11 protein-coding genes are annotated in these 14,863 nt (G+C 70.8%); 6 read left to right on the forward strand and 5 right to left on the reverse strand.

What is annotated here, in order from left to right:
- The 4 genes from KY469_20825 to KY469_20840 form a co-directional block, all read left to right on the forward strand.
- Positions 1-1,541: AI-2E family transporter (locus KY469_20825; protein MBW3665547.1), on the forward strand; the 1,541-nt coding region annotated here is incomplete at its 5' end.
- Between the two features lie 20 nt (positions 1,542-1,561).
- Positions 1,562-4,291: an ATP-binding cassette domain-containing protein gene (locus tag KY469_20830; protein ID MBW3665548.1), complete on the forward strand. Its 2,730-nt coding sequence runs from the start codon at positions 1,562-1,564 to the stop codon at positions 4,289-4,291.
- Between the two features lie 37 nt (positions 4,292-4,328).
- Positions 4,329-4,964 carry a fasciclin domain-containing protein gene (locus KY469_20835; GenBank protein ID MBW3665549.1) on the forward strand — a complete coding sequence of 212 codons (636 nt, stop codon included), beginning with the start codon at positions 4,329-4,331 and terminating at the stop codon, positions 4,962-4,964.
- Positions 4,965-5,072: 108 nt separating this feature from the next.
- Positions 5,073-5,678, forward strand: coding sequence for a hypothetical protein (locus KY469_20840; protein MBW3665550.1), 606 nt, complete (start codon positions 5,073-5,075; stop codon positions 5,676-5,678).
- A 786-nt stretch (positions 5,679-6,464) separates the two neighbouring features.
- Here the strand turns inward: KY469_20840 and KY469_20845 are convergent.
- The 3 genes from KY469_20845 to KY469_20855 all read right to left on the reverse strand — a co-directional run bounded on the left by KY469_20845 (position 6,465) and on the right by KY469_20855 (position 9,408).
- Positions 6,465-8,195, reverse strand: a complete 1,731-nt coding sequence (locus tag KY469_20845; GenBank protein MBW3665551.1) for a CocE/NonD family hydrolase — start codon at positions 8,193-8,195, stop codon at positions 6,465-6,467.
- 385 nt (positions 8,196-8,580) lie between these two features.
- The gene (locus KY469_20850; GenBank protein MBW3665552.1) at positions 8,581-8,913 is read right to left on the reverse strand and encodes a hypothetical protein; all 333 of its coding nucleotides are present in this window, start codon (positions 8,911-8,913) and stop codon (positions 8,581-8,583) included.
- 168 nt (positions 8,914-9,081) lie between these two features.
- Positions 9,082-9,408, reverse strand: coding sequence for a helix-turn-helix transcriptional regulator (locus KY469_20855; protein MBW3665553.1), 327 nt, complete (start codon positions 9,406-9,408; stop codon positions 9,082-9,084).
- On the opposite strand from KY469_20855, the gene KY469_20860 reads away from it, so the two are divergent.
- Both KY469_20860 and KY469_20865 read left to right on the forward strand, forming a co-directional pair.
- The gene (locus KY469_20860; GenBank protein MBW3665554.1) at positions 9,370-9,477 is read left to right on the forward strand and encodes a hypothetical protein; all 108 of its coding nucleotides are present in this window, start codon (positions 9,370-9,372) and stop codon (positions 9,475-9,477) included. The genes KY469_20855 and KY469_20860 overlap by 39 nt on opposite strands.
- 104 nt (positions 9,478-9,581) lie before the next feature.
- A complete protein-coding gene (locus KY469_20865; protein MBW3665555.1) occupies positions 9,582-10,190 on the forward strand; it encodes a hypothetical protein in 609 nt (202 codons plus the stop codon).
- Positions 10,191-11,136: 946 nt separating this feature from the next.
- On the opposite strand, the gene KY469_20870 is transcribed toward KY469_20865, so the two are convergent.
- Both KY469_20870 and KY469_20875 read right to left on the reverse strand, forming a co-directional pair.
- Positions 11,137-13,812, reverse strand: a complete 2,676-nt coding sequence (locus KY469_20870) for a hypothetical protein (GenBank protein ID MBW3665556.1) — start codon at positions 13,810-13,812, stop codon at positions 11,137-11,139.
- Positions 13,813-13,928: 116 nt separating this feature from the next.
- Positions 13,929-14,863: LuxR C-terminal-related transcriptional regulator (locus tag KY469_20875; protein ID MBW3665557.1), on the reverse strand; the 935-nt coding region annotated here is incomplete at its 5' end.

Raw genomic sequence — 14,863 nt, forward strand, 5'->3', positions numbered from 1 at the left:
TGGCCGACAGCGACCGGATCATCGGCAGGCTGAAGCGGGTGGTGCCGACCCGCTACCGGGACGAGGCGGACATCTTTGAGCGCAACGTCTCACTCGCCTTCGGCGGATTCCTGCGCGCCCAGGTGATCCTGGCCGCCATCCAGACGGTCCTCACCGTGACCGTCGTCGTCCTGCTCGACCTGCCGTATGGCTTCTTCATCGCGGCCGCCTCCGCGCTGGCCATGCTGATCCCGTTCTTCGTCTTCCTCGTCCTGTTCCTCGCCGTCCGGTGGAACCTGGGCCCGTTCGGACGGGGCGCGCTGTTCTCCGGTCTCGGTCTCGCGGCCGTGGTAGCCCTGGCGGCGTTCGGACCGGCCGCCGAGCGGCTGTTCCGTCGCGATCCGGCCGAGCTGCTCGACGCTGCAGCGCTGCTGTGGGCCGGGGCCCTCCTGTTCGTCGCGGTGGCGGCGCTCGCGCCTGTGCTGATCCTGGTGGTCGCCGCCCTCGCGGTGGCGGTGGGGTTGGTCACCGCCATCGGCCCGGGGCTGACCGCGCTGAACCTGTCGCTGGTCGCCCCGCAGCTCCGATCCACGGCGAACGCCGTGAGCCTGATCTACTTCGCGGGCCCCGGGGGGATCCTCGGGATACTGCTGCTGGGCGCCGCCGACCGCCGCTACGGGCTCGCGGGCGCGCTGATCGCCACCACGTTGCCCGGGCTCGTCGCGGTGCTGCTGCTCCATCGTGCTCGGCGCACCGTCACCACCGACCTCCAGCGGGTGCTCGACGAGGCCATCGACGAGGAGGAGTTCCGTCGTCGCGCGGAGGAGGGTGTCACGCCGCCGGTCCTGGTGGTCCGTCGGCTCCGGGCCGGCTACGACGGGCAACCGGTCCTGCGAGATCTCGACCTCACGGTCGCGGCCGGCGAGCGGGTCGCGCTGCTGGGTGTCAACGGTGCCGGCAAGACCACCTTGCTGCGCGTGATCGCCGGGCTCCTGCTGCCGTGGTCGGGGACCGTGCGGCTGGACGAGCGCGACATCTCGCACGTCGATCCCGAGCGTCGCAGCGGGTTCGGTGTCGTCCTGGTCTCCGGCGCCGGCACGCTGTTCGATCCGCTCACGGTCGCCGAGCACCTGCGCCTGTACCTGGGTTCCGTCGGGCTGCACGGCCGGGCCGCCGGGGCGGCGCTCGAGCGGATCGACCGGATGTTCCCGGCGCTCGCTCGACGTCGCGACGTGGTGGCGCGGTCGTTGTCCGGCGGGGAACGCCAGATGCTCGGGATGAGCCGCGCGCTGATCACCCGGCCTGCGCTGCTGCTGGTCGACGAGCTCAGCGCGGGGCTGGCGCCCGGGCTGGTCAAGCCGCTGCTGGACGCCATCGCCACGATCGCCGCCAAGGGCACCGCCGTGATCGTGGTGGACCAATCCGTCGACGTGGCGCTGTCGGTCTGCGACCGCGCGGTGTTCCTCGAACGCGGGACGATCCGTTTCGACGGTCCCGCCCGTGACCTGCTCGGGCGCGACGACCTGCTGCGTTCGATCTTCCTCCCCCTGGCGGCGCCGTGACGTTCCTGGGGGTAGAGGTAGTGCCGGAGGTCGTGGCCCTCGGTGTGGTGCTGGGACTCGTGTACGGGCTGTCGGCCGTCGGGCTCGTGCTCGCCTACCGGGTGAGCGAGGTCCTCAACCTGGCGCACGCCGACATCGGCGTGGCGGTCGCGACCGTGTTCGCCGTCGCGGTGACCCGCTGGAACGCCCCCTACTGGGCGGCGCTGCCGCTCGCGCTGCTCCTCGGAGTGGTCGTCGGTGCGATCGCACACGTCGCGGTGGTCCGCCGGCTACGCGACGTGCCCCGTCTGATCAGCGTGGTGGCCACCCTCGGACTCGGCCAGGTGCTGGTGCTCACCGCATCCGCGGTCGCCGGAACCGCCGCCGTGGCGCGCTTCCCCGAACCGCCCGGGCTGCCGACCTTCGACCTGGGTGCGCTCCACGTGGGCCAGGCCACCTCGGCCATGCTCGCCATCGGACCGGTCGCGGTGATCGCGGTGTGGGCCTGGCTCACGCGCACCACCAGCGGCTTGCGGCTGCGCGCGTCCGCCGCGAACCGATCGGCGGCCCGGCTGATCGGCGTGCCGGCCGATCGCTCGTCGGCGCTCGCGTGGGGTGTGGCCGGGGCCTTGTCGGTACTCACCGCGGTGTTCGTCGGTGCGGCTCCGGGGTTCGTCGGTGGGAGCTTCTCGGGGCCGGGGCTGCTGCTGCGGGCGCTCGCCGCCGCCGTCATCGCCGGGATGCACAGCCTCCCGGTGGCGTTGATCGCGGGTGTGGGCATCGGGGTGGTCGACCAGGTGACGGGGTGGAACACGGCCAGCGGAGGGATCGCCGACGCCCTACTGTTCGTGGCCGTCGCCGCGGCGCTGATCGTGCGGCGCGCGAGACCGGCGAGCTCGGCTGTGGACGCACCGAGCTGGGTGAACGTGGACGTGTGGCGGCCGCTGCCGCTGCGCGTGCGTTCGGTTCCCCGGGTGCGCCGTGCGTTCCGCCTGGCGGCAGTCGCGGGGGCGCTGGCCGCGGTCGCCCTGCCGGTCGTCGTGTCCAACAGCACCGCGGTCGTCCTGACGGCCATCGTCGCGTTCGCGACCGTCGGCTTGTCGGTCGCGATCGTCACCGGGCTCGGAGGCAGGCTAACCCTGGGGCACTTCGCCATCGCCGGTGCCGGGGCGGTCGCGTCCGTCCACATCGCTACGCGCACCGGCAACTTCCTGCTCGGCTTCGCGGCCGCCGGCGCGGTGGGCGTGGTCGCGGCGTCGGTCGCCGGGATACCGGCCCTGCGAGCCCGCGGCCCGTTCCTGGCTGTCACGACGCTCGCCTTCGCCGTGGCCGCTGAGACCTGGCTGCTCCCGCGCCCCTGGGCGTTGGGGACCGGGGTGGATCCGGGCAAGCCGATCATCGGAGCGGTGGCGCTCGACACCGGCCGTGGCTACTACCTGGTGGCGCTGGCCGTGGGCGGGTCCGCGCTGTGGGTGGCCCGGAACCTGCACCGCAGTGGGATCGCCCGTCGGCTGGTCGCCGTCCGGGACAACGAACCGGCGGCGCAGGCCCTGGGGATCGACGCGACACGGACCGGTTCCCTCGCGTTCGGGCTCAGCGGCGCGATCGCCGGGCTGGGCGGCGCGGCCTACGTGCACAGCCTGGCACTGGCCACCCCTGGAGCGTTCCCCGTCCCGGCAAGCATCGTCGTGGTCGCAATCGTCGTGGTCGGAGGCATCGGCGTGCTGCTCGGGCCGCTGATCGGCGCGCTGTACATCATCGGGGTGCCCGCGTTCCTGCCGCTCGACGCGGCCTGGTTGGCCGCCACCGCCCTCGGCTGGCTGGTCCTGATCCTGTACGTCCCGGCGGGTCTGGCGCGCCCGCTGCGGCTGCTCCGTGACCGTCTCGCGTGCGTGCTCGCAGGGCATCCCGCGACCGACCTGGACGCGCCCACACTTCAGGAGGAGGCACCCAGGGCGCTTCCCACGGGTCTGCCCGGGTCTGTGGCCGCGCCGACCCGCCCCCCTGACACGCTCGAGGCCTCCGGGTTGCGCCGGACGTTCGGCGACCTGACCGCCGTGGACGCGGTGGACCTCGAGGTCCGCCCCGGCGAGATCGTCGGCATCGTCGGACCGAACGGGGCCGGCAAGACGACCGTCATCGACCTCCTCGCCGGTGCACAGCCCACGGACGGCGGCCGGGTGCTCCTCGGCGGAGAGGACGTCACGGCCCTCGAAGCGGATCGCCGGGCACGGCTGGGGATCGTGCGCTCGTTCCAGGAGACCCGGCTGTTCCCCACCCTCACGGTGCTCGACACCGTGCGTGTCGCCCAGGAGCTCGAGACCCCGACACGTCTCCTGCCCGCTGCGGTCGGCAGGCGGCGCGACGAGCGCCACAGGACCGCCCACGCCCGCGAGATCACCGCCGCGTTCGGGCTCGACGCGTACGTGGACGTCCCGGTCCGGGCCCTGTCGACCGGTGTGCGACGGATCTGCGAGCTCGCCTGCCTGGCGAGCCTCCAGCCGCGGGTGATGCTGCTGGACGAACCCTCGGCCGGGCTCGCACAGGCCGAGGTCGACCGCCTCGGCCCGCTCCTGCTCCAGCTGCGTACACGCTTCGGCGCGAGTCTCGTGATCGTCGAACACGACGTCCGGCTGATCACGTCGATCGCGGACCGGCTCGTCGCGATGGACCGCGGCCGGATCGTGACCCAGGGACGTCCGGCGAAGGTGGCCCGCCACCCGGAGGTGCTGGCCGCGTACCTCGGAGGCGTGACCGGCACGTCTCCGTAGCGACTACGGATGTCCGGGGTAGCGGGAGGTCGGTTGTATGAACGACAACCCGTCGTCGATCGTGAGGTCCGCCATGAAGCTGCTGGGATCGTTGGTCTGCCTGGCGCTGCTCGCCGCGTGTGGTTCCGCGGCGACGTCTGCGGCCTCCTCACCGTCCCCCCAGGAACAGCTGCGGACCGTGTCACCGGAACGAGCCAGCGACATGACGATCGCCGAGGTGTTGGGCGCCGACGAGCGCTTCACGATCTTCCACGAGCTGGCCGACAGCACCGAGACCGGCATCCCCGGTCACCCGTCCTGGCTCGAGGTGTGGGACTGGGACGCCGAACGGCTCGGCAACGACCGTGATGGGGTCACGGTGTTCGTACCCACCGACGACGCGTTCGCGGCGACCGCCTCGGAGCTCGTTCCCGCGCTCCGTGACGGCGACCTCGTCAACCAGGCCCGCTACATCTGGCTCGGCCACCACTACGTGCACCTCCTGTACCCGAGCTCGGACTTCGAAGCCGGCCGCCAGCACACCTGGCGCGGCAACGTCGACATGACGCTCGACCCCCTGGCGTGGGGCGGGCACGCGGTCGTGCAGACCGACCTGCGCACGGCCAACGGCTACATCCACGTCATCGACGGCGTGGTCGTCCCCGCCGAGGTGCGCGACGCCGCGAAGCGCTGATCGAGCGCCGCCTGAGCACCGGCTACCCGAACATCAGTAGCCGTTACGGATGTCCCACCCCGCCGAGGACGGTTCGGTACCGGTGTCGCCACCACGGAGGAGATGGACATGCGTCACAGAGGAGCCCCGACAGCGTCAGCCCGGCGTGCGGCGACCCTCGTCGCCGTCGTCGCCCTGCTCGCCGTACTGCCGGTCACGCCCGCGGCAGCGGACCGGCCGATCTTCCAGGACCACATCCGGTTGCAGCACGATCTGCACGAGGTCCCCGATCTAACGGGGGCCTGCGGCTTCGAGGTCTGGCACGAGGAGCGTGTCAACGTCATCCAGCGCGTGTACGAGGACGGGACCGAGGAGATCCGTCTCTCCGTGCACGAGACCCTGGTCAACGTCGCGACCGGAGAGTCGGTCGAGCACCTGATGGCCGGCGCGCGGTCGCTGGACGGGACACAGACCGTCGACGGCGACCACTTCGTCATCGATCTGGAGGCCCGGCACGTGGGTCTGCCGTCGCACTGGCGCAAGAGCGGCGAGGGCGTGCTGCTGCGCGACGCTGGTCTGGTCGAGCTCGACGTCTACGTCGTCCTCGACATCTCGCAGGATCCCCCCGAGCTCGTCACGGAGGAGATCGAGGTGCAGGTCGTGCACGGCCCGCACCCTGAGCTCGAGATGACCCAGGAGGAGTTCTTCGAATTCGTCTGCGGCGCGTTGAGCTGACGCTCGTGTCGACGCGGGATGAGGAACGAAGGGCCCGACCGGGGCAGCCGATCCCCACCCGCGTCGACGTGCGCATCCGTCTCGAGCAACGGTCCCCGCCGACGGGTGACGCGGGAATCTCGGGCCAAGGACCAGCGCAGCCGTTCGTGGGATGGCTGGACCTCCTCCGGGTCCTCGGGGACCTGTTCGCAGACGAGCCGCAGCTCCCACGAGCGCGTGGATGAACGGATGCCTCGACATCCCCGCGATGTCAGAGTCCCTGAGCGTACCCGCGAGGGGCGGGATGGGACCGCCGTGTACCGATCGCGAACGGTGGCGCGCCAACGCGCGCAGGCGAGTCGTCGCCGTCACGGTCGTCACGGTGGCCGGCGGTGCAGCTCGCACGGCTCCAAGGCGGGAGTCTCGATCAGACCGCGACTCCGTCCCGAGACACCGACTAGGCCAGATTTGATTCTCCGACGTCGAGCCCGCGACCTGGAGCCCCGACGCCTCCGTGCCGCGGGCGAGCACCCGTGGGGGATCGGGACGTTCCAACCAAGCCCGAGGGGTCTCGGAGGAGGTGTGGACGCCGGGCCCCTCGCAGCAACGGCGGCCGGTTGGGACTGGGCCGCTTTCCCCGATGCCCGTTGCTTCGGGCACCGGCGGTATGACGACGGAGGCGGGGGCGCTGTTCCCTACCTCATCACACGGGGGGCGATGTCGCGGTAGCGCCGCGGCGGCGCGCCCACTCACGTTCGACGACCAGGCGTCACACGGCTGTCGACGAGGAAGCTGGCAGCGGCCGAGCTAGGGCGTCGGGATGAACGGGCGGGGCGGGTAGGCGACGGGGCGTGGCTGGCCGCCGAGCGTGCCCTCAACGACCGGCAGAATCACTTGGCTCGCCGTGATCGTCGGGTCGGCGTGAACCGTGATCGTCGGGGCGTACTGGGGTTGACCCGCGTGGCCGTACCAGTCCTCGTCGCCGCTGACGAGGACCGCGATCCGGTCGCCGAGATCGAGCACCTCGGCGATGTCGTAGATGTCAACGCGGACCGGCGTCGGCTCGCCGGTCGGGAAGTCGCGTCCGACGTAGCGCCCGTCGTGGAACCGCAGGTCTGCGGCACCAGTCGCGAGCCAGTCCAGCGACATCGACGGGTCGCCGCACGACATGCTCGCAGGCACACGCAGCAGGTGGACCGCGAACACCCCGCCCGGTCGGTCGCTGGACAACGTCAGGTACGCGAACGGGTTGCCGGCGATCACCGTGCGATCGGTGACGGGCGCGGAGACGTACGCAAGTCCCGTGTCGACCGGGATGCCAGACGCCTCACGGCAGATCGCCGACCACGCGGCGTCGGGGACCCCTACCTCCTCTGCGCCGCTGTGATCGTTGAGGGTCGAACGGACGGCGACGAAGCTGCGGTCGCCGTCCGCGGGTTCCGGCGACGCATCCACACCGGTCAGGTAGAGGCTCTCGTCGCGTGCCTCGACGGGCGGCCAGGCCGCGCTCGTGCGCCAGGCGCCGGTCGAGTCCTGGTAGTCGACACGGCCGAGCGCCGGCGGCTCTCCGACGCCCTTGAGCCAGTAGTCGAGCCAACCGAACAGGGTCGGGGCCCAGTTCTCCCGGACCCACTGCGGCGTGAGCGCAGGTTCCTCCGCGAACGGTGGGCCGTGGCCCCACTGCCCGGTGATCTGCCACTTGGGCGCTTGCGTGGTCGTCGCCCAGACCGCGGAATCCTGGAACGCGTGACCGGTCAGGTCCTGGAACCCGTGGGCGAGCAGCACGGCAGCCGTGACGTCGGGGAACCGGTCGATGAACCGCCGTGGCACCCACACTGATGCGTCACGGACGTCGTTGAACTCGCCGCGGTTGGACTCCGCCTCGGCCGCGATCCGCGACGGACACGACCGTTCGACGGCTCGGGGACCTTGCTCGATGACCGTCTGGTGGCCCTCGCCGGCGTGCGGGACGAGAGAGGTCTCGACGAACAGGAGCTTGTCGAGCGTCGCCACAGCAGGCCACAGCGCCCCTTGCGGTGTGTAGTGGTAGGTGTAGAGGTCGCTGACGATGCCCGTCGTCACGATCGTCTTCAGTCCTTCCGGCGCCTGGATCGCTGCCTCCCACGGCGTCGTGCCCGGCCAGGAGTTGCCGCCCATCCCCACGCGGCCGTTGGACCATGGCTGGGCAGCCGCCCACGCCACCAGCGCGGCCTGGTCCCGCTGCTCCGCGGGCCCCGACAGGTCGCCGCACCCGCCCGACCCGCCCGTGCCCCGCAGACTGAAGAACGCCGCCGCGTACCCACGTCGCACGAGCTCCAGCGGAGCGACGCCCCACGTGCGCTTCACGTAGGGTCCTGGGTCCTCGGCCCAGAACTCGTCGGTGCCGGCTCCGGGTCGACACGGGGGGATCCTGCGGGTGCACACGCCGAGGTACGGGCTCGAGTGCAGCGCCACCGGCGCCCGTACCCCGTCGTCGGGCAGCGCCGGCAGGCCGACCCAACCCTCCAGCGGCGTCCCGTCGAAGCTCTCCACCACCACGTGGCGGACCTCCGCGAGCTCGAATGGACCGTCAAGGCCGCGGGGCCATTCGTTGCCGCAGGGATGCGGATGCTGACACCTCGGTGGCTGGTCCTGCCGACGAGGAGTCGCCTCGACCTGCTGGCCTCGGCCGCGCGCCGCGGGGTCGTCAGCCGGGTCCAAGATGACGGGGGCACGGATGACTCCGCTCGACCTGCCAGCCGACGAACTGCTCGACGGTGGCCGGGCTGAGGTGGCGAGCGCTGCCGGAGAGTTGCTGTCCGCTTGATCTGCCCTCGGCGACGACCAGCCTGACGTCACCCCCAGCATCCCCAGCATCAGTACAACGAACGTCCAAGTGATCCTCGTCAACATCATCTCTTCCCAGCTCCTTCGGGATCTGGCGTTACGGGGACGGAACGAACGGGCGCGGCGGGTAATCGAGCCTGGGACGGGAATCGCCCAACGTGCCCTCGAGCATCGGGATCACGACGTGGCTGGCGGATGACATCGCCTCACCGTGGATCACGATCGTGGGCGAATCCGGGCGTCCAGCAGCCCACTCGTTGAAGACGCCATCACCAGCGCTGACGACGACCGCGATCCGGTGCCCTGCAGGGACGTGCTCGGCGAGGTTGTACAGGTCGATGCGGACGTTGGTCGGTTCATCGACGGGGAAGTCGACACCCGCGAAGTTCCCGGCATGGAACCGGAGTTCGGCGGCACCCTTGGAGAGCACCTCGACACCGCGACCTGTCCGGAAGGATCACAGGCGAAGTCCACGTCAACACCTCCGAGTCGGCCCAGCTGGACCCCACGTCCGGGACCGATGTCGGAGCACACGTTCCAGGAACCACGTCTCTGGAACATCCGTAGCGCTACGGATATGTGCGAGGTGTGTGTGAGGTCAGCCGGATCGCGCCATGGAGGCTTCGCGTTCGGCGTAGGCCGCTTCAAGCTCGCGTCGGTTGGACACGCCGAGCTTGGCGAAGACGTGGGCGATGTGGGTCTCGACCGTGCAGCGGGAGATGAACATGCGCTCGCCGACCTCGCGGTAGATCAACCCCTCGGCCACCAGGTCGACGACTCGCCGCTCCGTCTCCGTCAGCGCGTCCCAGCCTTTGGCGGGCCGTTGACGTGACGGTGCAGGTCGCCCAGGAGGGCGGACCGGCTGGTCGCGATGGACCGCGGTCGCATGGTGACCGCTGGTCCACCGACCGAGCTCGTACAGCATCCGGATGTGCTGGCCGCCTACCTCGGCCACCCGATCGACGCCGTGCCGTCTCGTCACCCATCTCCGTAGCCGTTACGGATGTCCCGATCGGGCGGAACGGTTTCGGTGGTGATCGGGCCGAGGCAGGCCCCGCCGAGGCAGGCCCCGAGGTGCCCACGACGGAGGAGATGCACATGTTGGATCCCACACGAACCAGGGCGGTGACGGCTCGGCGTGCCACGAGCGTGGCCGCCGCGGTCGCGCTGCTCGCCACGCTGTCGGTCGCGCCCGCAGCCGCGGACCGACCGCTGTTCCAGGACCACGTCCGGTTGCAGCACGACCTGCATGAGGTCCCCGACCTGACAGCGGCCTGCGGGTTCGAGGTCTGGCACGAGGAACGGGTCAACGTCATCCAGCGCGTGTACGAGGACGGGACCGAGGAGATCCGTCTCTTCGTGCACGAGAACCTCGTCAACGTCGTCACCGGAGAGTCGGTCGAGCACCTCATGGCCGGCGCGCGGTCGCTGGACGGGACACAGACCGTCGACGGCGACCACTTCGTCATCGATCTGGAGGCCCGGCACGTGGGTCTGCCGTCGCACTGGCGCAAGAGCGGCGAGGGCGTGCTGCTGCGCGACGCTGGTCTGGTCGAGCTCGACGTCTACGTCGTCCTCGACATCTCGCAGGATCCACCCGAGCTCGTCACGGAGGAGGTCGAGGTGCAGGTCGTGCACGGTCCGCATCCTGAGCTCGAGATGACCCAGGAGGAGTTCTTCGACTTCGTCTGCGGTGCCCTGAGCTGACCTGATGCCTCGCTACTCATGAACGCCCCGGAGTCGCGGACAGGTCCGGAGACGGGCCGCGGGAGGGCGACGCACGATGCCTCCCCAGCGGCCACGGGCGTCGTCGGACCTGTCGCCGGACCCGGGGCGACCGAGTCGGCACACGTGGACGTGTGCATCCGACTCGAGAGCCCGTCACCACCGACCGGTGAGGCGGGTGTGTCCGGCGACGGCGACACGCACCCGTTCGTGGGATGGCTGGACCTGCTCAGGGTCCTCTCGGACGTGTTCGAGGAGCACGATCGGCGCCGACGGGACGAGCGGGGAGGCGGCGCAACTGGCAGGCGTGTTCCCTGATCTACGTCGCCGTCGACAGTTCGACGGTGTTGCCGGAGAGCAGGTGCCAGGGTGATCGCCCACCTCGACCGAGATGGTGAGCGCCCGGGTGGCGAGGACGGCGGCCTCGCCGCGCTGGCCGGCTGCCCAGTGCATCCACGCGCGTGTAGCCGCGGCCCGAGCTTCGCCCCGCGCGCTCAAGCCGGCGGCCTCGAGCTCGTCGAGCCACGCGCTGCCTTCGTCGCGGTCCGTGTCTGTTCGGCGAGTGGACCGGCGAACTCGACGAGCCGGTCGTGGATCGCCTCGTCCAGCGAGGTCAGGGGGCGGCCAGCACCGGCATCAACGTCGCCGCGGCGTCCTCGGGACGATCGGCGGCTGCGAGGACCTCCGCCGGGGCCAACCTCAGACCGGGGTGGACCCACCTCGAGCGCCGATCGCAAGCCAGCCCGGTCCAGCGGTTCGTCGTCGACGATGACCACCCCGACGCTCACCTGCATCCCCTCTCGCCGTTGCATCGCGTCTCGGCGCAGCACCTCCGTGACGCCTGGCGAGCGGCGTCACTCGACGACCGGGTCCGGACGGCAGGGTTGCGTCACTATCGTTCCGCACTCGACGATCAGTGCGGTCATCTTCATCGGAGACCCTTCCCTTGCATGCCGCCATCGGTCCGTGCCGGGTTCGACCACGTCACCAGGTTCTCGAAGAGTTGGTAGCCGGTCGGCGTGACGGCGTGCGAGGCCAGGCCGAACGGGTGATAGTTGGCCTCCGTCGGCTCGGGCAGCAGGGCACCCGCGATCCGGACGACACCGTCGCCGACCGGGAGCTCGCCCAGCGAGACGCCCACGGTCTGTTCCACACCGTCGCGCGCGTCGATGTCGAGGTGGACGAAGGTCCGCGCGGCCGCACGGCCACCGGCGGCTTGCCACGCAGCGGGTGATACGACCCAGTTGGGCGCGTCGCAGACGTCTTTCAGGCACTCGAAGTTCTCGAACCGCAAGGGGCTCACGACGAACCCGAGCGGCCCGGGCTCGTAGGTCTGCTGCGGTTCCTGGAACACCTGCCCACTGAAGGTGAACGGCAGGTCGACGTGACCGTCCTTATCGACCGCATCTGCGAGCGGGTCGCGGTAGGTGTCGGATGTCCCGTCGGAGAAGTCCATCCAGCCCGCGTAGAAGAACCCGCGCACGATGTCGTGCTCATTGAGCCCGACGTCCAACCGGGCGAGCCCGGTCAGGGCTTCGTCGGTGAGCACCAGGTTGCCGCCAGCCGCCACCCAGGCGCGCATCCGCCCCAGGACGGTGCCCTGCTTCTTTTCGTCGAGGTCGGACGGGACGAGCTCGCCCGTCACCACGAGGGTGTCGAACCGGTCAAGGGCACGACGGCCACGGAGGATCTCCTCCACGGTGATCGGCTCGAGCGGGGGGCTGCCCTCGGCGACGTGGTCGTTGAGGTCGACGAAGAAGTCGGTGCGCGAGACGTCGTACGGCGCTTGGTCCGGCACGCCGGTGGAGGGACCGGAGCCGAACGAGATCGTGTAGCGCACCGGTTCGTCCACGGGAGAGGTGTGGTGCAGTCGGTAGCGGCCCGGGTCAGGCTCGTTGACGTCGATCCGTCCGCTGGGAGGGAGGTAGTAGAACGAGGGGAGATCCGGGTGCGTGTCGCGGCCGACCTCCTCGCAGTCGGTCAGGCCGCAACGCTCGAGGACGAGGTCGCCGGCGACCGCCTGTCCCGACAGCGTTCGGACGTTGGCGTAGGCGGCGACGACGGTCACGCTGCCGTTGTGCACGCCGGCGTCCGGTCCCAGGATGTCGAACTCGAAGACCTCGTCCGGCAGGACGATCCTGTCGATCCCCGCCTGCGTCGGCAGCCCGGAGAGCGGGCTGGCGAGTGAGCCTCCCGGGTGCGCCGTCCGCTGCCCGTCCTCCAGGTAGCCGATCCGGCCGCCCGGCGCGAAGCTCGCCTCGGTGCCCTGGAGGATCTGGGCGAGCTGCAGGTAGACGGTGCCCTTGTTGCTGTCGATCCCGAGCTGCACGAAGTGCGGGTCATAGACGAGCGGCGAGAAGAGATGGGCGCCCTGCTCCAGTGCGAGGGCCAACTCCTTGGTGACGTCCAGCCGGTCACCCAACCCGTGTGGTGCACTCGTCCACGTGACCGCCGCACCGGTGACGGTGTACGCGATCGTCTCCCAGGCTGTCCCCCACGCGTCGGGGCAGACCTGGACGAGGAGAACCTCCTCGTGGCCGGTCGTGGGGCAGTCGCCTGGAGGCGCGATGTTCTTGCTCCATTTCAACCGCTCGACCGCGTCGCGGTAGGTGCGGACGCCGAACTCGACGGCCGTGGCGTTCTCGGCGTAGTCGACGTCCCCCTCGACATCGAGCAGTGTCAGTCCGAAGTGCTGGTCGTCCCATCCGAAGTTGTGCAGGTCGGCCGTTGCCGCGAACCGTCCGGCCGAGGTCGTGTCCTTGACGTGTGCGAGGAACCGCCCGAAGCCGCGCGACTCGGGCTCACTGAACGGCGTGTACCGTGCCTCGGTGTAGCCCAACGCCGCCCAGTCGCGGTTGAGGTCGACGCCGTTGCCGTTGAACCGTGAGCGGCGGATACCTCCGCTCTCGAGCTCCCCTTGCCGCCAGCCATCGGGGTTGCCGAGCACCAGGTAGACCACCGACCGATCCAGGACGGCCCCCGCGGTCGGCCCTGAACCCGACGGTTCCAGGATCGGCTTCGGGAAGGGGCCGTCGGTGCCGCACGCAGGCGCGGAGCCGCCGTCCTCACAGGCGGACCAGGTCACCAGGTCCTCGACGATGCGGACGCCCGCTTCGCGGCCGAACGGCTCCTCACCATGCAGGGAGAGGAAGACGAGGAAGTGCTCCCGGTCCGCTTCGGGGATCGCAGAGGCTTCGTCGGTCACCTTCACGACGTGCAGGTCGCTGCGGACCCGCTCGAGGTTCTCGCGCAGGAACCCGGCGCTCTGCAGGTCCTCGCCGAGGAGCGCGGGCAGGTGGGACAGCTGCTCCCGGAGGTTGAGCACGTCGAGGTACCGCGGGTGCTGGCTCTCGAGGAACCGCAACCCGGCGATCGTCTCGTCCCAACCGAGCCAGCCCGTAGCGCAGACGTCGCCCTTGGCCCACGGGCTGGACCCTGGGTCGCCTCGGAGACAGGCCAGCGGGTCGGGGAAGACCCGGCCGTACTGCGCGTAGGTGGCCGGGTCGGTGGCGACGGCCGTCGCTGCGCCCGGCGCTCCGGCCGACGCGACGAGCGTGATCGCGACGGTCGACAGGACAGTGATGGTGGACAGGGTGCGGCGCATCGGCCCCTCCTCGCTTCGTCCACCGACCATGCAGGTCACGGCATCGCGGAACATCCGTAACGGGACGCAGTGGCTACGGATATCGGCATCCCCGATCGGCCGGGATGCGAGGCTCCTCAGGTGGCGCGGGCCTGCCGTGCCTCGTACGCCGTCAGGAGATCGCCGCGGTTCGAGATGTCGAGCTTCGTGAAGATGTGCGCGACGTGGGTCTCGACGGTCCGGCGGGAGATGAACATTCGCTCGCCGACCTCCCGGTAGATCAACCCCTCGGCCACCAGGTCCACCACGCGCTGCTCGGTCTCGGTCAGCGCCTCCCAGCCTGTGGCGGGGCGCTGACGTCGTCCGCGCTTGCCGCGCCGCACGCCGAGGTCGCGCAGGCGAGCTTCGAGGCGGGCGACCTCACGGACCGCCCCCATGTCCTCCCAGAGGTCGAGCGCCTCGGTGAGCAGCTCCGCTGCTTCGTCTGAGCCACCGTCGGCCCGACCGAGAACCTCGGCGGCGTCCTCGAGCAGGAGCGGGAGCTCACCGTGGAGCCACGTGCCGTGGGTACGTGCACACACCAGCGCTTCCCGCACGGTCCCGGCATCGTCGTCGAGGATCCCGCGCAGCCACGGGACGGTCGGGTCCGTGGGCTCGTCGGGGAGGTCGGCCAGCAGGTCCTCAGCCAGCTCGTGGCCGTGACCGGTCGCGACGGTCAGGCGTACGAGCGGGACACCCGCCATCATGGCGATGACCTGGCGGACGCCGGGCGGGGTCCCCGTGTAGGCGTCGGCCAACAGGTCACGGGCCGCGTCGCTCTCGCCCGTGGCGTCCAGGAGCGTCGCGCGCGCGATGGCGGACTGGGCGACGTGGCCGGCCGGAACGTGGTCCCGTTCGAGGGCCGCGTCCGCTCGCGCGAGCCAACCCTCTGCGGCGGCGAGGTCGTCGCGGTGGACGTCGATGCGGGCCAGGCGGCAGAACACGTCCAGCAGTGGGGCGGTGCCGTGGTCCAGCTCCAGGGCGCGCTCGAGGGCGGCTTCCAGCTCCACCGCCGCCTCGTCCCAGCGACCGG

Source organism: Actinomycetota bacterium, from assembly GCA_019347575.1.
Taxonomy (GTDB): domain Bacteria; phylum Actinomycetota; class Nitriliruptoria; order Nitriliruptorales; family Nitriliruptoraceae; genus JAHWKY01.

What these genes read in the sequence shown, in the direction of transcription:
- KY469_20835 (MBW3665549.1), top strand. Translation starts at nt 4,329, where the DNA reads ATGAACGACAACCCGTCGTCGATCGTGAGGTCCGCCATGAAGCTGCTG.
- KY469_20840 (MBW3665550.1), top strand. Translation starts at nt 5,073, where the DNA reads ATGCGTCACAGAGGAGCCCCGACAGCGTCAGCCCGGCGTGCGGCGACC.
- KY469_20860 (MBW3665554.1), top strand. Translation starts at nt 9,370, where the DNA reads ATGGTGACCGCTGGTCCACCGACCGAGCTCGTACAGCATCCGGATGTG.
- KY469_20855 (MBW3665553.1), bottom strand. Translation starts at nt 9,408, where the DNA reads ATGCTGTACGAGCTCGGTCGGTGGACCAGCGGTCACCATGCGACCGCG.
- KY469_20865 (MBW3665555.1), top strand. Translation starts at nt 9,582, where the DNA reads ATGTTGGATCCCACACGAACCAGGGCGGTGACGGCTCGGCGTGCCACG.
- KY469_20870 (MBW3665556.1), bottom strand. Translation starts at nt 13,812, where the DNA reads ATGCGCCGCACCCTGTCCACCATCACTGTCCTGTCGACCGTCGCGATC.